The organism is Staphylococcus sp. 17KM0847 (assembly GCF_013463155.1).
In the GTDB taxonomy this organism is placed as follows: Bacteria; Bacillota; Bacilli; order Staphylococcales; family Staphylococcaceae; genus Staphylococcus.
The window spans coordinates 739,176-758,386 of record NZ_CP040781.1; the positions used below are offsets into that span (position 1 = coordinate 739,176).

Below are 19,211 nucleotides of genomic sequence, written 5' to 3' on the forward strand. Positions count from 1 at the left end.
ATGGTAAAATTAGCCGTAGATATGATGGGCGGAGATGACGCACCTCAAATTGTGCTGGAGGCAGTAGAGCGTGCAGTTAATGATTTTGAAGACTTAGAAATCATTTTATTTGGGGATGAAGCAAAGTGTACCGTAAAACACCCACGTATTGAGTTTCGTCATACGACAGAAATGATCACAATGGAAGATGAGCCAGTTCGTGCAATTAAGCGAAAAAAAGAGAGCTCTATGGTTCGTATGGCAAAAGCTGTAAAAGATGGTGAAGCACAAGGATGTGTATCAGCAGGTAACACAGGTGCTTTAATGTCTGCGGGCTTGTTTATTGTAGGGCGTTTGCCTGGTATTGCAAGACCTGCACTTGTTGTGACATTACCTACAGTAAGTGGTAAAGGTGTTGTTTTCTTAGATGTAGGTGCTAATGCAGATGCCAAAGCAGAACATTTATACCAAAATGCGGTATTAGGGCATGTTTATGCGATGAAGTTAAGAGGGATTGATCAACCTAAAGTGGCACTGTTAAATATTGGAACAGAAGCACAAAAAGGGAACAGTCTCACAAAAGCAACTTATGATTTAATGTCAAAATCAACACAATTTAACTTTGTAGGTAATATTGAAGCAAAGTCTATCATGGAAGATGAAGCAGATGTCATTGTTACAGATGGTTACACGGGTAATATGATTTTGAAAAACTTAGAAGGTGTGGCAAAATCTTTCGGTAAAATTATCAAAAATGACCTGCTTTCTAACTTGAAAAATAAATTGGCATTACTTGTGATGAAAAAAGATATTAAAGGTATTGCCAAGCAATTGGACTATTCTGAGTACGGAGGTTCAGTGTTACTTGGGTTAGGAGGTATTGTTGTTAAAGCGCACGGTAGCTCTAATGCCAAAGCTTTTTATTCAGCAATACGTCAAGCTAAGATTGCATGTGAAACACAAATTGTAGAAAATATGCGCGAGATGGTTGGTGAAGAAAATGAGTAAAACGGTCTTCATGTTTCCCGGTCAAGGTGCACAAAAGGTAGGAATGGCAGAAGATTTATATCAACATGATAAATCAGCAACAGCCATATTAGATATTGCACAAGATGCTCTAGATTTTGATCTCCTAGGTATGATGTTTAAAGATCCAGAACAACAATTATCTCAAACTGAAAACACACAACCTGCACTATTGGCACATAGTATGGCGTTATATGCTGCTATGGGTAAACCTCAAGGAGACTATGTGATAGGACATAGCTTAGGTGAATATTCAAGTCTTGTTGCTAATGGTGTACTACATTTTGAAGATGCTATTAAAATTGTGCGTCGTCGTGGTGAGTTAATGGCGCAAGCTTTTCCGAGTGGTGTTGGAAGTATGGCAGCAGTACTTGGGCTGACACTTGAGGAAGTGCGTGATATTTGTACGCAAGTTTCAACAGAAAGCGTGCAAGTAGAGCCAGCAAATATAAATTGTCCGGGACAGATTGTTGTATCGGGGCATAGTGAAGCGATAGAGCAACTCGTACAACGAGGAAAAGCGTTGGGGGCTAAGCGTGTGATACCTTTACAAGTTTCTGGACCCTTTCATGCATCAATGATGAGAGTCATTGAGCAAGATTTTTCAACATATATCAATCAATTTGATTGGCATGATGCACAAGTACCTGTTGTACAAAATTATCATGCACAAGGTGAAACAGATGCAACGATTATTCAGCAAAATATGATTAAGCAACTTTATTCACCTGTGCAATTTATCGATTCTATCGAGTGGCTTATAGAGCAAGGTGCCACACACTTTGTAGAAATAGGACCAAACAAAGTATTATCTGGTCTTGTTAAAAAAATCAATAGAGATGTAAAAATAACTTCGATTCAAACACTCGAAGATGTAAAGGAATGGATGGCAAATGACTAAAGTAGCACTTGTAACTGGTGCATCACGTGGTATCGGTCGAAGTATCGCATTGCAATTGGCAGAAGAAGGTTATAATGTTGTAGTGAATTATGCAGGGAACCAAGAGAAGGCAGAAGCAGTTGTAGCAGAAATTAAAGATAAAGGTGTCGATGCTTTTGCTATTCAAGCCAATGTTGCTAATGGTGACGAAGTTAAATCGATGATTAAAGAAACTGTACAAACATTTGGTTCTATCGATGTGCTTGTAAATAATGCAGGCATTACACGCGACAACTTATTAATGCGTATGAAAGAGCAAGAATGGGATGATGTGATTGACACCAACTTAAAAGGTGTATTTAATTGTATTCAAAAGGTGACACCACAAATGTTAAGACAGCGCAGTGGTCGTATTATTAACTTAACAAGTGTTGTAGGTGCAGTAGGGAATCCAGGACAAATCAATTATGTCGCGACCAAAGCAGGTGTTATCGGTATGACGAAAACAGCTGCACGCGAACTGGCATCACGTGGTATTACAGTGAATGCAGTAGCGCCCGGTTTTATTGTTTCTGATATGACTGACGCATTGAGTGATGAATTAAAAGAAACAATGAAAGGACAAATTCCATTAGGTCGATTTGGTCATGATACGGACATTGCACACACAGTGGCCTTTTTGGCATCTGAAAAAGCCAGCTATATTACAGGTCAAACACTTCATGTTAACGGCGGTATGTATATGGAATAATACTGCTATCATCGGTGAAGCGTGCTATAATAGATAAAGCCTTTTATAAGTATTCGTAAGGTTGTATCGGGTTGTAATTATGGGCGTATCATGGCAAAATATAACAATCGGCTACGACAACTTAGAGATTACATGGCAGTCAACCTAAAGCACGATTTTTGAACTTTTAAAGGAGGTGACAGACTATGGAAAATTTCGATAAAGTTAAAGACATCATCGTTGACCGTTTAGGCGTAGATGCTGAAAAGGTCACTGAAGGTGCATCATTCAAAGACGACTTAGGTGCGGATTCACTTGATATTGCTGAATTAGTAATGGAATTAGAAGATGAATTTGGCACTGAAATTCCGGACGAAGAAGCGGAAAAAATCAATACAGTTGGAGACGCTGTTAATTACATTAATACACTTGAAAAATAATTGTTTTCATCTGAGTCGATGTTTTCGGCTCAGATTTTTTACTAAGGCATTCAAAAGTTGATAATCATTTTGTTTTTTACTTTATACTCAATTTAAGTCAGCATGATAAAGGAGGCAAAAACATGACGAAAGCAAATAAAAAAATATTAATTGAAGCGTTTGAAAAAAGATTTAATGAGAAAATGAGTGAACTCGGATTACCCTATGACAATATTGCTCTATACCAGCAGGCATTTTCTCATTCGAGTTTTATTAATGATTTTAATATGGAACGTTCTATGCATAATGAACGGTTAGAATTTTTAGGAGACGCGGTATTAGAATTGACGGTATCACGCTATCTGTTTGATGAATATCCTCACTTACCGGAGGGTGATTTGACTAAAATGCGTGCAACAATTGTGTGTGAGCCCTCACTTGTAATATTTGCGACGAATATTAATTTAAATCCACTGATTTTATTAGGAAATGGTGAAGAAAAAACAGGAGGACGGACACGTCCAGCACTGGTGTCAGATGCGTTTGAAGCGTTTGTAGGAGCGCTGTATTTAGACCAAGGATTAGAAGTTGTACGTCAATTTGCAGAGCAGGTCATTTTTCCACATATTGAAGATGAGCAACTGATGGGTGTTGTGGATTTTAAGACAAAACTCCAAGAATATATTCATCAAAAATATTTAGGGCAGTTGGCATATCATATTATAAAAGAAGAAGGTCCAGCACATCATAAACAGTTTACATCAGAAGTTTTATTAAATGATGCAAGAATAGCTACTGGACAGGGAAGAACGAAGAAAGAATCAGAACAAAAGGCAGCAGAACAAGCCTATATGAAGATGTCGCATAAGGAGTAAAGTATGGTGTATTTAAAGTCTATTGATGCACATGGATTTAAATCATTTGCAGAACCAACACAAATCCAATTTGATAAGGGTGTCACGGCAATTGTTGGTCCTAACGGCAGTGGGAAAAGTAACATCACTGATGCAATTAAATGGGTACTTGGTGAACAGTCAGCACGTTCATTGCGTGGAAGCAAAATGGAAGATATTATCTTTTCTGGTGCTGAACATCGCAATGCACAAAATTATGCCGAAGTACAATTAAAACTTGATAATCATCAACGCTTGTTAAATATTGATACCGATGAAGTCACTGTGACACGTAGGTTATATCGAAGTGGTGAAAGCGCATTTTACTTAAATAATCATAAGCAGCGTCTCAAAGATATTACAGAACTATTTTTAGACTCGGGTCTAGGTAAAGAGGCATTTAGCATTATATCTCAAGGTCGTGTAGATGAAGTTTTAAATGCTAAGCCGATTGAACGTCGTCAAATCATTGAAGAATCAGCGGGTGTTCTGAAGTATAAAAAGCGAAAAGCAGCATCTGTTGATAAACTTGCGCAAACGGAGGATAACCTGACACGTGTTGAAGACATTTTGCATGACTTAGAAGAACGTGTCGAACCTCTAAGAGAAGAAGCTGCAATTGCGAAAGAGTATTTACAATTATCTAAAGTATTAAAAGAAAGCGACATCCGTGTTACCGTAAATGATATTCAAGGATACCGTTCACAAATCGAAGCCTATGATACACAGCTGAATGATTTGAAAAGTGAACAAGCAAATGTGCAAAGTAAAAAAACACAAATTAACAGAACGATAAAAAAAGCCAAAGGTAGACGTTTTGAAATTGATACACAATTAGAACAGTTGAATGCCAAACTTATTGAAGTGACTGAAAATGTTGAGAAGCTAACGGGTCAATATCATCTTATAGAAGAGCGTCAAAAAAACCAGTCGCAGACAAATGCACGTATTGAAGAAGAGCAAGTGCATTTAGAACAGCAACAAATGATGGTTGAAGATGAATTAGCACAAGTGAAAGAGCAGTTGTCAGATTTGAAACAGCAAAAAAAAGCATTAACCACAGCAATTCATAGTTTAGAGGTTCAACTTAAAAAAGCGCAAAGTGTATCAGAAACAGATGTAGAGCATTTAAAAGATGAATATTATCAATTAATGACAGAGCAGTCGACTATAAATAATGAAATTCGTTTTCTAACACGTACAATTGATGAACATAAAGCGAAACAAACACGTATTGATTCGCGATTGACAGAAGCACATGCACAATTGATAGAAGCAAAGCAGCATTTAAAAGATAATGAGGCACAACAAAAAGAAAAACAACAACAACTTGATGCTGTAAATATGAGAAATAAAGATGTGGAACAACAGCTTAAAAATGTTCAGAAAGAACAATCAGAAGCAGAAGAAAAACTGCATCAGGCTTATCGTTACCATGATAAAATAAAAATGCGAATTGATAGTTTGAAAATGCGAGAAGATGATTTAAGTTTCTTTTATCAAGGCGTACAAGCTGTATTAAAAGCAACAGATACGTTAAAAGGTATTCATGGAGCAGTTGCACAAAAAATAGACGTTCCATCGCAATATACATCAGCAATAGAGACAGCACTAGGTGCAAGTATGCAACATATTATTGCGACAGATGAGTCATCAGCACGTCAAGCGATTCACTATCTAAAAGAGAAACGTCTCGGAAGAGCAACATTCCTACCATTATCCGTTGTACGAGCCAAAAAAATAGATTCGAGAGTCGTTCAGCTCGCACGTCAGCATACAGGATTTATCGCAGTGGCGCATGAAGTCGTTGAAACAGACGAGAAGTATCAACCTATTATTGAACATTTACTCGGACGTACACTCATTGTTGAGAACTTAAAACAAGCAAATGAAGTAGCGAGAAGTATCAACTATAAAGTACGCATTGTGACCTTGGAAGGTGATATTGTAAATCCGGGGGGCTCTATGACAGGTGGTGGTACAGCGCAGCGCCAATCACTATTACGTCAAAAAGATGAAGTGCAGCAGTTAGAGCAACAGTTGATAGACTATATGGAAAAAACGAAGCAGCTTGAACAATTTTGTATCGCCAAAAAGCAAGAGCAAGCCGCTTATAGTGACGATTATGTAAAATTACAGCAACAATATAATCATCTCAAACATACATTGCATGATTTGACGCTATCACATGATCGTTATCGTGAAACCATTGAGCGCTTGACACAAGAGTATGATGCTTTTGAATTTGAAAAAAATGATGGCTATGAAAGTGCAAAAGGGGAAGCTACGCTATCCGAAAAAGAACAGCGTAAAGCTGAAATTGAAATACAGCTACAAGCCATCAATGAACAAATAAAGCAAGCATCGGCACAGAGCAAAGAAGGTAAAGAACAGCTGACAGAATATCAGCAAAAACTACATCAAAAGCAATCTGACTTAGCTGTTATCAATGAACGTTTACGCACGCAACAGCAAACAGAAAAGCGCATAGTCAAAACACAGCAACAAGTTTTAGAACAGTACAAAAAGTTAGAAGAACAATTAGCGTTAATTAATTCAGATGAAGTGAATGATGTGTCAGCACTGGATAAGATTGAACATCATATTAACGAAAAACAACAAGAAAAAAGTCAATTACTCGATACACAATCACATCTTCGAGAACAACGTCAATCGTCTGAAAGTTTAATTGAGTCTAATGAACAAGCACTGGAAACTGCACATCAACAAATATTATCATTAGATCAACAATATCAAGAAATTAAAGGTGCACAGTCCCGCTTGGATGTGCTAATTGGTCATGCATTACAACACCTTGAAACACGTTACCATATTACATTTGAATGTGCCGTTTCAGCCTATCCGATAACAACAGAGGACATAGAGCAATTGAGACAAGAAGTGAAATTAACACAGATGTCCATTGATGAATTAGGTCATGTCAATTTGAATGCCATTGAACAGTTTGAAGAAGTGAATGCGCGCTATACATTTTTAAGTGAACAGCGTCAAGATTTACGTGAAGCCAAGACTACACTCGAACAGTTGATTGAAGAAATGGATCAAGAAGTGGTTACACGATTTCGTTCAACATTCCACGCCATACAAACACACTTTGAAGAAGTATTTCGTACGCTTTTTGGTGGAGGACAAGCAGCGTTAATTTTAACAGATAAAGATTACTTGTCTGCGGGTGTGGAGATTAAAGTACAGCCTCCCGGTAAAAAATTACAGCATTTATCACTATTAAGTGGTGGAGAGCGTGCATTAAGTGCAATTGCTTTATTATTTGCTATGTTAAAGGTTCGATCAGCACCATTTGTTATTTTAGATGAGGTAGAAGCCGCTCTGGATGAAGCCAATGTTATACGCTATGCACAGTATTTAAAAACATTATCACAAGAAACACAATTTATTGTCATTACACATCGCAAAGGAACGATGGAAATGTGTGATCGTCTTTATGGTGTAACGATGCAGGAGCTAGGTGTATCTAAGCTCGTAAGTGTGAACTTGAATACGATCGATGAAGTGATGAAGGAGGAGCATTAATCATATGAGTTTTTTTAAGCGTTTAAAAGATAAATTTGCAAAGACAGAAAGAGAAACAAAGGAAGATAAGGTAGATATTCAAGAAGATGTTGGCTCAGATGAGCAAGCGGAAACATTAATTTCGGAGGGGGAACAACAAGACGTTCACTTGCAAGAGAATGAAATAGATACGCAAGAGACAAGTTGGGACGATGATTTAATATCTATTGAAGAGTTTGAGGAAATAGAATCTCAAAAAATTGGTGCAAAATTTCGCGATGGACTTGAGAAATCACGTGAAAACTTCCAAAACCAATTAAATAATCTGCTCGCACATTATCGTAAAGTAGACGAAGATTTCTTTGAAGCGTTGGAAGAAATGCTCATTCAAGCAGATGTTGGTTTTAATACTGTAATGACGCTTGTTGATGAATTACGCATGGAAGCAAAACGACGTAATATCACAGAAACTACAGATTTACGTGAAGCTATTGTTGAAAAAATTGTTGAGATTTATCATCAAGAAGATGATCAATCAGAAACGATGTCCATTGAAGAGGGGCGTCTAAATGTTATTTTAATGGTAGGTGTAAATGGTGTTGGTAAAACGACAACGATCGGTAAATTAGCACACCGCTATAAAGCGCAAGGAAAAAAAGTAATGCTTGCAGCTGGTGATACGTTCCGTGCAGGTGCGATAGATCAATTAGAAGTATGGGGCGAACGTGTAGGCGTTGAGGTTGTGCGTCAAGGCGAGGGTGCAGATCCTGCAGCTGTGATGTATGATGCGATGAATGCAGCAAAAAATAAAGGTGCTGATATTTTAATTTGTGATACAGCAGGACGTCTACAAAATAAACAAAACTTAATGAACGAACTTGAAAAAGTAAAACGTGTGATTGGACGTTCTTTGCCTGAAGCACCACATGAAGTTTTACTTTGCTTAGATGCGACAACAGGTCAAAATGCACTCGCTCAGGCGAAAGCATTTAAGGAAGTGACTGATGTGACAGGAATTGTATTAACGAAGTTGGATGGGACTGCTAAAGGAGGTATTGTATTAGCGATTCGCAATGAGCTACATATTCCGGTGAAATACGTTGGACTCGGTGAACAGTTAGATGATCTCCAACCATTTGATGCAGAAAGTTATGTATATGGCCTGTTTGCAGATATGATTGAAGAAAGTGTACCTGAAGATCAAAAATCTGAAGACATACAAGATGAGGCTTAGACAATGGCAGAAAATGAATTAATAAAAACATTGCGCATGAACTATCTATATGATTTTTATCAATCGTTATTAACTGAAAAACAGCGTAACTATTTAAAGCTCTATTATTTGGAAGACTATGCTTTAAGTGAGATAGCAGATACATTTGATGTGAGTCGTCAAGCCGTGTATGATAACATAAGAAGAACGGGTGACTTGGTAGAAGACTATGAAGCAAAATTAGGCCTTTATAGACGATTTACAAAACGTCAAGAACTCTACCGTGAAATGCGCCAACATATTGAGAATCCTAAACAATTACTTGATGATATACAAGAACTAGAAGACTTAGAATGAGGAGGTACGCTTTATGGCATTTGAAGGACTATCGGATCGTCTGCAAGCGACAATGCAGAAAATTAAAGGTAAAGGTAAAGTCACAGAAGCAGATATTAAAGCGATGATGCGTGAAGTACGCTTAGCACTGTTAGAAGCTGATGTTAACTTTAAAGTTGTTAAAAACTTTATTAAAACCGTTTCGGAACGTGCATTAGGCTCAGATGTTATGAAATCATTAACCCCGGGGCAACAAGTGATTAAAATTGTTCAAGAAGAGCTCACGGAGTTAATGGGTGGAGATAATAGTACGATTACTATGGCGAAAAAGCCACCGACTGTTGTCATGATGGTCGGCTTACAAGGTGCGGGTAAAACAACAACAGCAGGTAAGCTCGCTTTGTTAATGCGTAAAAAATATAACAAAAAACCATTGCTCGTTGCAGCAGATATTTATCGACCAGCAGCGATTAAACAATTACAAACAGTGGGAAAACAAATTGATATCCCTGTCTATACAGAAGGAGATCAAGTCAAACCACAACAAATTGTAAACAATGCTTTAAAACACGCTAAAGAAGAGCATTTAGATTTTGTGATAATTGATACAGCAGGACGTTTGCATATCGATGAGGCATTGATGAATGAACTGCAAGAAGTAAAAGAAATTGCTAAGCCAGATGAGATTATGCTTGTTGTGGATGCAATGACAGGTCAAGATGCTGTTAATGTTGCAGAATCATTTGACCAACAATTAGATGTTACAGGTGTTACATTGACCAAATTAGATGGTGATACACGTGGTGGTGCTGCACTTTCTATTCGTGCTGTTACACAAAAGCCAATTAAGTTTGTAGGGATGAGTGAAAAACTAGATGGTTTAGAACTTTTCCATCCCGAACGTATGGCATCACGCATTCTTGGTATGGGTGATGTATTAAGTTTAATTGAAAAAGCACAGCAAGACGTAGATGAAGAAAAGGCGAAAGATTTAGAGAAGAAAATGCGTACATCTTCATTTACATTGGATGACTTTTTAGAACAGTTAGATCAAGTGAAGAACTTAGGTCCACTGGATGATATTATGAAGATGATTCCGGGAATGAATAAGGTAAAAGGGTTAGATAAGCTGAATATGAATGAGAAGCAACTCGATCATATTAAGGCGATTATTCAATCTATGACAAGAGAAGAACGTGAAAACCCAGAAAAACTGAATGTATCAAGAAAACGCCGTATCGCAAAAGGTTCAGGACGTTCATTGCAAGAAGTGAACCGTTTATTAAAGCAATTTAATGATATGAAAAAAATGATGAAGCAATTTACAGGCGGTGGCAAAGGCAAAAAAGGAAAGCAAGGTCAGCTACAAAATATGTTAAAAGGTATGAATTTACCATTTTAGCTGAGAGATAGTACTAAGATAAAATAAAGTTTAGAGTTTATTGATAAGTGAGAGCTGATTAGAGTGTAGAACAAACTTTTTCAATAGTTAAAGTCGTTGCCTACTATGTGTCATCCTATATCAAATAATTTTAAATGGTAAAGTATTTTCTCTTTACAAAGTAGTGTGTACCTGTTATTATAATTTCTTGTAGATAACAAAACTTATGATTAATAAAGGAGAGAATTATAAATGGCAGTTAAAATTCGTTTAACACGTTTAGGTTCAAAAAGAAATCCATTCTATCGTATCGTAGTAGCAGATGCACGTTCACCACGTGATGGTCGTATTATCGAGCAAATTGGTACTTACAATCCAGCAGCAGTTAATGCGCCAGAAGTTAAAATTGATGAAGCATTAGCTTTAAAATGGTTAAATGACGGTGCGAAACCAACAGATACAGTACACAACATCTTATCACGTGAAGGTATCTTGAAAACATTTGACGAACAAAAACGTTCAAAATAATAGTGATACACTTGAAAAGTGGGACAAACGAAGATGATGTTTGGTCTCACTTTTTTTGTAGTGCATAAGGAGGCGTGACCATGAATGTAGAAGTAGGGAAAATCGTTAACACACACGGTATTAAAGGCGAAGTGAAGATTCAGTCTCATTCTGATTTTACAGATATTCGCTTCCAACCGGGAGAAGTGTTGCAAACAGAAGATAAGGGGAAAATGATAGAACTCGTTGTTAAAAGTCATCGTATACATAAAGGCTTACATATGTTGACATTTGAAGGGTACAATAATATTAATGATATTGAACATTTAAAAGGACATCAACTTTATCAAGAACGTAATCATGAAGCGATAGAGCTTGATGAACATGAATACTATTATTCTGATATTATTGGCTGTACGGTGTTTGATGGTGAACGTCCGATTGGTCGCGTAACAGAGATATTTGAAACAGGTGCGAATGATGTATGGGTTGTTCAAGGTGAAAAAGAACATCTTATTCCATATATTGCTGATGTTGTCAAAGAAGTAGATATTGAGTCACGTAAAATTATAATTACACCGATGGAAGGATTGTTAAATGAATGAGAATCGATTACTTAACGTTGTTTCCAGAAATGTTTGAAGGTGTGTTGAATCAATCTATTTTAAAACGTGCGAGAGATAAAGGTTTGTTAAAGACACAGACAGTCAACTTTCGAGATTACGCGCATAATAAACATAATCAAGTAGATGATTATCCTTTTGGTGGGGGACAAGGAATGGTATTGAAGCCAGAACCGATATTTAATGCCATGCGTCAACTGGATACGACACCACAGACACGTGTCATCTTAATGACACCACAAGGGCAACCATTTAACCAAAAACGAGCAGAATCACTGGCTCGTGCGGAACATCTCGTGTTTATCTGTGGCCATTATGAAGGGTACGATGAGCGTATCCGTGAAGCACTTGTTACAGATGAGGTTTCGGTGGGAGATTATGTATTGACGGGTGGCGAGCTGCCAGCGATGGTCATGACAGATGCGATTGTACGGTTAATTCCTGACGTACTAGGCAATCATGTATCTCATGAAGATGATTCATTTTCAAGTGGTTTATTGGAGTACCCGCAATATACACGACCACGAGCATTTGAAGGATTAGAAGTACCTGAAGTTTTATTATCAGGCAACCATGCCCATATTGAACAATGGCGACACGAACAATCATTGTATCGCACATATCTTAAAAGACCAGATCTATTAGAAAATTATCCACTAACAGATGAAGATAAAAAAATATTAGAACGTTACAAAAGATAATTGAAAAGCCAGTGTATGTATGATATTATATTTCAAGTGTGAATGCACAAATATCACTATGATCCGCTGCTATCTTTATGTCAAGGCAAGAACATAGTTTGAAGGAGAGAATAAATAATGACAAACCACAAATTAATCGAAGCAGTAACAAAATCACAATTACGTGATGATATCCCATCATTCCGTCCGGGTGATACTTTACGTGTACACGTGCGTATCGTAGAGGGCACACGTGAACGTATCCAAGTATTCGAAGGTGTTGTAATCAAACGTCGTGGTGGCGGTATTTCAGAAACTTTCACAGTTCGTAAAATTTCTTCAGGTGTAGGTGTTGAACGTACATTCCCAGTACACACACCAAAAATCGAGAAAATCGAAGTGAAACGCCGTGGTAAAGTACGTCGTGCGAAACTTTATTACTTACGTAGCTTACGTGGTAAAGCAGCACGTATCCAAGAAATTCGTTAATCTAGCAGTTATATTAAAGTACTGCACAAACATAAAGACAGCCTTAGCATGTGGAATCGCATGTTAAGGCTGTTTTTGAATTTTAGGGTTCTTCACCTTTTAATGATACAGAGTCTAACGGTTGATATATCAAAATTTTAGTTTGTCAATACGTAAAGTGATATAATAAAATTGTTCAAGTTGTAAATCTTAGCTTTTGATTAAGGAGGAAAAGCTATGACAAAACAATCCAAGCGCTTAAATTATCCAAGAGTAGAGAAAATTTTAGATGATGGTACAATTATTGCCTATGATAAATATAATCAATTAAATACAGACTTAAATATTAATACTTTAACGGATCAGCAACAATATGATGTTTTTGGAGGAATATTGATTAAAACATCATCGAACACATATCCTTCACATATCAATCATCGCCATGATGACTATGTACAAAGTGAGTTGAAAAAATCAAAACGTAGTAATAAATGGTTAGTGTTTGCATTGATCATTGCGCTTATCATCTTAACAATTTTTGTAATGAAATCTTGTACTTCAAATCATGATGAATCACTACAAAATGATACAATGGACTATCAAACAGCACAAGAAGATGAGTTGAAACAGAAAGATGATGAATTGCAACAACAAATTAAAGAAACACAAAATAGTATTGAAAATAATGAAAGTGATACACAAAGTAAAATCGATCGTTTGAAAGAACAAGTACAAGATTTAAAAGATAATGTGAATCATCGACAAGCGGATAAAGTGGCAAATCAATATGAAGATACAGTCGATAGCTTGGAAAATGCTGAAAATGAAAGACAACAAGGGCATACTGAAAAAATGGAAGAAGAACTAGATAAGGTGAGTTCAAAGTTAGACGCTATTACACAAAAGATTTCTGATTGGCTCAATAATTAATAATAGCGTAGCATATGCTTCCAAATATAGAGGGAGTCATGTGAAACTTAATTTTGAAATCAGTAAAGTGGAGAATTATAGAAAAGAAACAGGGTAGACGTCTTAGTCATCTTAAAGGCGTCTACCCTGTTTTTATAATGAAATATTTATTTTTTTATTGACTGAGTTCGCGCCGTAGCAACCCACGATATAGAAATGCTGAAACAATACCTAAGAGTGTTAAGGCGAGGTATATGCGCCAATAGGGGAGCTCATAACTTACAGTAAGTTTTTCATCTCCTTTATGGACCTTAACAACAGTCATTAAGCCATTCCCTTTGACGACTGTTCTAGGTGTACCATCTACCTCTGCTTTTAAGCCATCACGATAAGGTATTGGGAGGACAAGATATGCTTTTTCGCGGGCATTGATTGTCACATTGAGATGTCGTCTTGTGCGTTCTACTGCCACAGGTGTAACCGTTTCTTTTGCTTGTTTCAATGTTGTATAGTCTTCGCCATAAATTCCTTTAATATTTACGCGATATGTTCCTTTTTTTAATTTTAATTTCATTGTATCTTTAACAGGGACACGAATGGTGACAGGTGTAACAAATCTTTTATACTGATAATCGAGTTTCGTACGTCTTTGATAAAAACCATCTACTTTTAAATAATGAGGCTGGTTAGGCGAGCGTAACGCCACATCCATTTCTAAATAATAATCTTTATAGCGTTGATTATCAGATTGTGGCAATGAAATATTTAGGCCACCATTGTCCTTTGTTACAGTTAGTGTAGTTCCTTGTTGTTGTGCTTGACGTGTCGTGATGGTTGCTTTGTTTATAAGGTTTGGATTTTGTTTAAATGATGTATTCGCTTTTTCTCCATCTAAGACGACACCTTGCAACATGGCTTGTTCACGATCCAATGGCGATTTAAGATCATCTGCATCGAAGACTTTTGTAGCTAAGTGTGCAGCAGGATAGTCTATCGTATTGTGTGCGTGTATCCATGTTGCATCACGATCTTGAATCTTCTGTATGGTTTTCATACCATAGGTCATATTGTGATCGGGAGCATCTTTAATACGATCGGATACGCCCCATAGTGCATAAAGGTTTGCACGATCTCCGAGTAAACGATAAGTACTGTTACTATCGAAACCTGTATTAATCTGCATAAGTTGATCATAGTAGTTTAAAATTTCTCCATCAAAAATACTTGAGTAGAGTGAGATGCCATTGAAATGATAAAGCATACTTGTATTGGCTGTATAGTCACTCTTATAATCTATACGTTCTAAAGGAGACTGATGTTCGGTAATATGATTAATAATGCTTTGAAGTTTAGGACTATGGTATTCGGTACTATGAATTTTATCAGTCTTAGCAGTATAACGTTCAATATTATTTGTATGGTAGTTAAGCAGTAATACAAACTGTTGGACAATAAACAAGCCGATGATTAAGTTGCGTCCGAATAAAGACAATCTTTGATGACGATATAGATAGTATGCGATAATCCATAATATTAAGCCACTAATGAACACCCAAGCCATATTGCCTCTTGAATATAGCAGTGTTGCAATAGCAAGTAAGACAATAGGCAACCAGGAAAAAAGGTACTGTTGCCATGTGAGTTCACTAATATATTTAAGCCACATAGCAATAAGTACAGCTGTGGTAAATGTAAATAAATACCCCCAACGTCGCTGAGGAAAAGAGAAACCGTTAAATATACTGTCAAAATAAGGAGATAATGCACCAATAAGCATGACCCATGTTAAAATTGCAAAAACTTTATAATAATAGTGACGATATAGTTTAAAGGAAAAGAGTGCTACTAAAGCGATGAACGTCACTGTAAAATAAAACCCGTTTGTAAAAATATGATATTTCTGGCTAAAGTCAATCAACAAAGGGATTGAAAAGTCATTTGTCGTACGATCATTGTGTAAAAATGAACGAATACCTGTAAAAAAGCCAAAAGATGCAATGCATAAACTGATGATCACTGCTGGACAGAGCAACCATAACTTTTGCCAGCGTGACACGACATCTTTAGGATGTACAAAAATGATACGACATATTAAATAAGCACATAATGCCAGTGTTTCATAATAACTAAAATAAAAGTTTGAGAACAATGTTAAAGTAATAGCAACAATAAAAAGTCCGATTTTACGTTCTTTAAAAAAACGTTCCATTCCCCAAATAGACAGAGGTAAATAGAGTAAAATATCTCCATAAAATGACCAAGTAAAGTTAAAATAATACAAAATAGTAGAAGCACTGTATAAAAAAGCACCTAAAAAACGATAAGGTTTAGAAAGATCAAATACTTTCAGTGTACCGTAAGCGATCAAAAACGTTGCCACACATTTGAAGTAAGCTACAATAATTTGGTTAGACGGCCAAAAATCAATATGTGAGGGATCGACTTGAAATAGTAGCTGTACAATTGCAATACCTATAAAATTGAGATACATAATAGGCGACGTAGCATAATAATAGGAAAGATCTGTAAAGTAATCTCCTCCTAATCCAAACGAAATGTCGTAGAGTGACGAGAAGTGTGAAAAACGATCATATAAAAACATCTGGAATGGCATCATTTGTTTAAAACCATCACCATTTCCACTATATACGACACCGTCTATAATATAACGATAAACAACGGGAGCATAAACAACAGCCCCTACACATAATGCGATGATTAGGAGCTTGAACCATTTAAAATGGGGTTGGAAGTTATTCAATAGTGTTCACTCTTTCTAAAGATTTAAGTTTTAAAAATAGACTAAAATATACTTGGATAATATATAAGTAATCGGAATTGTGACAATGAGTCCGACAAAAGGAGCAATAGACTCATTAAATTGAAAATAATGTACAAAAATAAAAATGAGCAATGTTTGGGTTCCCATATTAACAACTTGTGTGAATGGGAAAGCTAAAAACTTTTTGAGTGTAGGTTGTACTTTATACACAAAGTAACAATTCAAATAATAAGAGATCACGAATGCCGTACAGAAGCCAATAAGGTGACTGATTATATATTGTACATGAAATAGGTGTAATAAAATTAAATAAACGATATAATAGTTAACTGTGTTTATACCACCGACGATAATAAAACGTATGATTTCTAAAAGACGACTGTCTTGAGTCATTGCAATAAGCCTACTTTCTTTGTGAAGATCTTAAATTTTTAAATCTTAGTTATCTAACCGAAAATGAATCAGTATAAACATATATATTACGATCAGACGTTAATCGGTCATATAAGGGTGTCGAATCCCCCATTTAAACATATTAAAATCATATAATACTATGAAGTTAAGATGTTACTGCTAAAATATAACACAAATGATATGCCGAAGTATTGTGATTTGTGGGCGATAAAAAATAAATAATGGAGTGTGAAAATAAATGGTAATACAATGGTTTCCGGGTCATATGGCAAAGGCCAAACGAGAAGTCACAGAACAATTAAAAAAAGTTGATGTTGTATTTGAGCTCGTTGACGCAAGAATACCATATAGTTCAAGAAATCCAATGATTGATGAGGTGATACAAAGAAAACCTCGTGTCGTTATATTAAATAAAAAAGATATGGCAAATGTACAAGAAATGAACAAATGGTATGCGTTCTTTAAAGCAAAAGGGGCAGTACCTGTTGCAGTAGATGCAAAACATGGTAAAGGATTGAAGCAAGTAGAAGCCGCTGCGATTGAAGTCACAAAAGAAAAGTTTGAGCGCGAGAAAGCCAAGGGACTTAAACCACGTGCAATTCGAGCAATGATTGTCGGTATTCCAAATGTTGGGAAGTCAACACTGATTAACAAGTTAGCTAATCGTGCTATTGCACAAACAGGGAATAAACCGGGTGTCACCAAACAACAACAATGGATTAAAGTAGGTAAATCTTTGCAGCTCTTAGATACACCAGGTATTTTATGGCCTAAGTTTGAAGATCAACAAGTAGGGATTAAATTAAGCTTAACGGGTGCGATTAAAGATAGTATTGTTCATCTGGATGAAGTAGCAATCTATGGTTTGAACTTTTTAATCCAATATGACTATAAAACGTTGTGTCATCATTATAAAATAGATGTTAATCGAGAGGCAGAAAACTTAGAATGGTTTGATGCAATTGGACGTAAAAGAGGATTGTTACAACGGGGTAATGAGGTCGATTATGAAGCGGTTATTGAACTTATTGTGAATGATATACGCAATGCTAAAATCGGAACATATTGCTTTGATCTTTATGAAGAATGGCAGGCAGAACAAGATGACGGACATGCATAAAAAGACGATACAAGATATTAAAAACGAACTCACACAAATCACGCAAACTTCTGAATTAGAGTCGCATCCTGATTACCATGACGCGCGTAAAGGTGTTCAGGCAGCTTTTCGTACACGGCGTAAGCAGCTAGAAAAACAGCAACAGTTGATTGAGCGTTATAAAGTCATGTCACAGTATGAATTGAATATTTTAGAGGGTGATGAACACGCGATTATTTGTGGCATTGACGAGGTAGGGCGAGGGCCATTAGCAGGTCCAGTTGTTGCGAGTGCAGTTGTATTGGATGAGGGTCATCGTTATATCGGTATAAATGATTCTAAACAATTAAATGCAGTAAAACGTCAAAGCCTAGATAAAACGCTGAAAGAAAATGTCCGTGCATGGAGTATTGGTATTGCAACATCTGCTGAAATCGATAACATGAATATTTATGAAGCAACCAAATTAGCGATGTATCGTGCGATTGAACAGTTAGCAATTCAGCCGACACATTATTTAATTGATGCGATGACATTGGAGAAGTTAGAGAAACCTCAACAAAGTTTGATTAAAGGTGATGCGAAAAGTGTCTCTATTGCAGCGGCAAGTATTATTGCTAAAGTGTACCGAGATCAATTAATGGTACAATATGACGCACAGTATCCAGGTTATGATTTTAGTCATAATGCAGGCTACGGTACAGCAAATCATTTGAAAGGTTTGGCTCAACAGGGGATATGTCCGATTCATCGATTGTCTTTTGAACCTATCAAGTCACAGTATCGTTAAAATACAAAAAGCACAAGGTTAAACCATTTTATATATGATATACGAATCGTTCTGTTGCATATTTTGTAGATGTCAGATACAGATGAAAAATGCTAAAAAGTTTTCAAAACACTTAATTTATGTTTTACTAAATAGTGAATATTCAAAACAGAAGGGAATATATCAATTTATGAATGAAACTTTACAAAAACTTTATAAAGTCTTAGTGCATTTTGAAGAAAAAGAGGCTGAGATTACTGAAGATGAGGCCACATTAACTAAAATCAAACAAGAAATTGAACATAATTTAAAAGTGTCTGTTGAAGAACTTTCTCAAATGGACTTGATTCGTGTATTAAAAGAGCATAACTTTGTTGTAGAATCTGCAGAAGATGATCAAAAGATTGTCAGTGTGCCGATGGACGATGATACACAAGTCACATTCCAAACAGATAAATAATATTACATCGAGCGACATAACGTTATTCGTATAAATGAATAAGTGTTATGTCGTTTTATTAATGTTGATTATAAAACAAACAAATCATATATAATAATGTGAATCTCAGTTG

At 36.2% G+C, this 19,211-nt stretch carries 19 protein-coding genes; 17 read left to right on the plus strand and 2 right to left on the minus strand.

What is annotated here, in order from left to right; translation table 11 throughout:
* The 14 genes from plsX to FGL66_RS03645 all read left to right on the plus strand — a co-directional run bounded on the left by plsX (nucleotide 1) and on the right by FGL66_RS03645 (nucleotide 13,596).
* Entirely contained in the window at nucleotides 1-987 is a 987-nt protein-coding gene (gene plsX, locus FGL66_RS03580) for a phosphate acyltransferase PlsX (protein ID WP_180810228.1), read from the plus strand.
* Nucleotides 980-1,906: an ACP S-malonyltransferase gene (gene fabD / locus FGL66_RS03585; RefSeq protein WP_180810229.1), complete on the plus strand. Its 927-nt coding sequence runs from the start codon at nucleotides 980-982 to the stop codon at nucleotides 1,904-1,906. Before plsX ends, fabD begins: the two co-directional genes overlap by 8 nt.
* Complete coding sequence (gene fabG, locus FGL66_RS03590; protein ID WP_180810230.1) at nucleotides 1,899-2,636, plus strand: 3-oxoacyl-[acyl-carrier-protein] reductase; 738 nt, start codon at nucleotides 1,899-1,901, stop codon at nucleotides 2,634-2,636. The genes fabD and fabG overlap by 8 nt, the downstream gene beginning before the upstream one ends.
* Nucleotides 2,637-2,821: 185 nt before the next feature.
* Nucleotides 2,822-3,055, plus strand: a complete 234-nt coding sequence (locus tag FGL66_RS03595; RefSeq protein ID WP_180810231.1) for an acyl carrier protein — start codon at nucleotides 2,822-2,824, stop codon at nucleotides 3,053-3,055.
* 122 nt (nucleotides 3,056-3,177) lie between these two features.
* Complete coding sequence (gene rnc / locus FGL66_RS03600; protein WP_180810232.1) at nucleotides 3,178-3,909, plus strand: ribonuclease III; 732 nt, start codon at nucleotides 3,178-3,180, stop codon at nucleotides 3,907-3,909.
* 3 nt (nucleotides 3,910-3,912) lie between these two features.
* Complete coding sequence (smc, locus tag FGL66_RS03605; protein WP_180810233.1) at nucleotides 3,913-7,479, plus strand: chromosome segregation protein SMC; 3,567 nt, start codon at nucleotides 3,913-3,915, stop codon at nucleotides 7,477-7,479.
* A 4-nt stretch (nucleotides 7,480-7,483) separates the two neighbouring features.
* Nucleotides 7,484-8,692, plus strand: coding sequence for a signal recognition particle-docking protein FtsY (gene ftsY, locus FGL66_RS03610; protein WP_180810234.1), 1,209 nt, complete (start codon nucleotides 7,484-7,486; stop codon nucleotides 8,690-8,692).
* Between the two features lie 3 nt (nucleotides 8,693-8,695).
* Nucleotides 8,696-9,028 carry a putative DNA-binding protein gene (locus FGL66_RS03615; RefSeq protein WP_180810235.1) on the plus strand — a complete coding sequence of 111 codons (333 nt, stop codon included), beginning with the start codon at nucleotides 8,696-8,698 and terminating at the stop codon, nucleotides 9,026-9,028.
* 13 nt (nucleotides 9,029-9,041) lie between these two features.
* Complete coding sequence (gene ffh / locus FGL66_RS03620) at nucleotides 9,042-10,409, plus strand: signal recognition particle protein (RefSeq protein WP_180810236.1); 1,368 nt, start codon at nucleotides 9,042-9,044, stop codon at nucleotides 10,407-10,409.
* Nucleotides 10,410-10,640: 231 nt separating this feature from the next.
* A complete protein-coding gene (gene rpsP, locus FGL66_RS03625; RefSeq protein WP_180810237.1) occupies nucleotides 10,641-10,916 on the plus strand; it encodes a 30S ribosomal protein S16 in 276 nt (91 codons plus the stop codon).
* An 80-nt stretch (nucleotides 10,917-10,996) separates the two neighbouring features.
* Nucleotides 10,997-11,500 carry a ribosome maturation factor RimM gene (gene rimM / locus FGL66_RS03630; protein WP_180810238.1) on the plus strand — a complete coding sequence of 168 codons (504 nt, stop codon included), beginning with the start codon at nucleotides 10,997-10,999 and terminating at the stop codon, nucleotides 11,498-11,500.
* On the plus strand, nucleotides 11,497-12,219 hold the full coding sequence (gene trmD / locus FGL66_RS03635; protein ID WP_180810239.1) for a tRNA (guanosine(37)-N1)-methyltransferase TrmD: 723 nt from the start codon (nucleotides 11,497-11,499) through the stop codon (nucleotides 12,217-12,219). The genes rimM and trmD overlap by 4 nt, the downstream gene beginning before the upstream one ends.
* 117 nt (nucleotides 12,220-12,336) lie before the next feature.
* A complete protein-coding gene (rplS, locus tag FGL66_RS03640; RefSeq protein ID WP_180810240.1) occupies nucleotides 12,337-12,687 on the plus strand; it encodes a 50S ribosomal protein L19 in 351 nt (116 codons plus the stop codon).
* A gap of 216 nt (nucleotides 12,688-12,903) precedes the next feature.
* Entirely contained in the window at nucleotides 12,904-13,596 is a 693-nt protein-coding gene (locus FGL66_RS03645; protein ID WP_180810241.1) for a hypothetical protein, read from the plus strand.
* Between the two features lie 154 nt (nucleotides 13,597-13,750).
* Here FGL66_RS03645 and FGL66_RS03650 read toward each other — a convergent pair whose 3' ends face one another.
* Both FGL66_RS03650 and FGL66_RS03655 read right to left on the minus strand, forming a co-directional pair.
* The gene (locus tag FGL66_RS03650; RefSeq protein ID WP_180810242.1) at nucleotides 13,751-16,336 is read right to left on the minus strand and encodes a YfhO family protein; all 2,586 of its coding nucleotides are present in this window, start codon (nucleotides 16,334-16,336) and stop codon (nucleotides 13,751-13,753) included.
* Between the two features lie 30 nt (nucleotides 16,337-16,366).
* Nucleotides 16,367-16,750, minus strand: coding sequence for a GtrA family protein (locus tag FGL66_RS03655; protein WP_180810243.1), 384 nt, complete (start codon nucleotides 16,748-16,750; stop codon nucleotides 16,367-16,369).
* A gap of 259 nt (nucleotides 16,751-17,009) precedes the next feature.
* On the opposite strand from FGL66_RS03655, the gene ylqF reads away from it, so the two are divergent.
* The 3 genes from ylqF to FGL66_RS03670 all read left to right on the plus strand — a co-directional run bounded on the left by ylqF (nucleotide 17,010) and on the right by FGL66_RS03670 (nucleotide 19,099).
* Nucleotides 17,010-17,891, plus strand: coding sequence for a ribosome biogenesis GTPase YlqF (gene ylqF, locus FGL66_RS03660; RefSeq protein ID WP_180810244.1), 882 nt, complete (start codon nucleotides 17,010-17,012; stop codon nucleotides 17,889-17,891).
* The gene (gene rnhB, locus FGL66_RS03665; protein WP_180810467.1) at nucleotides 17,884-18,660 is read left to right on the plus strand and encodes a ribonuclease HII; all 777 of its coding nucleotides are present in this window, start codon (nucleotides 17,884-17,886) and stop codon (nucleotides 18,658-18,660) included. Before ylqF ends, rnhB begins: the two co-directional genes overlap by 8 nt.
* A gap of 169 nt (nucleotides 18,661-18,829) precedes the next feature.
* A complete protein-coding gene (locus FGL66_RS03670; RefSeq protein ID WP_180810245.1) occupies nucleotides 18,830-19,099 on the plus strand; it encodes a hypothetical protein in 270 nt (89 codons plus the stop codon).
* Nucleotides 19,100-19,211: the final 112 nt, after the last annotated feature.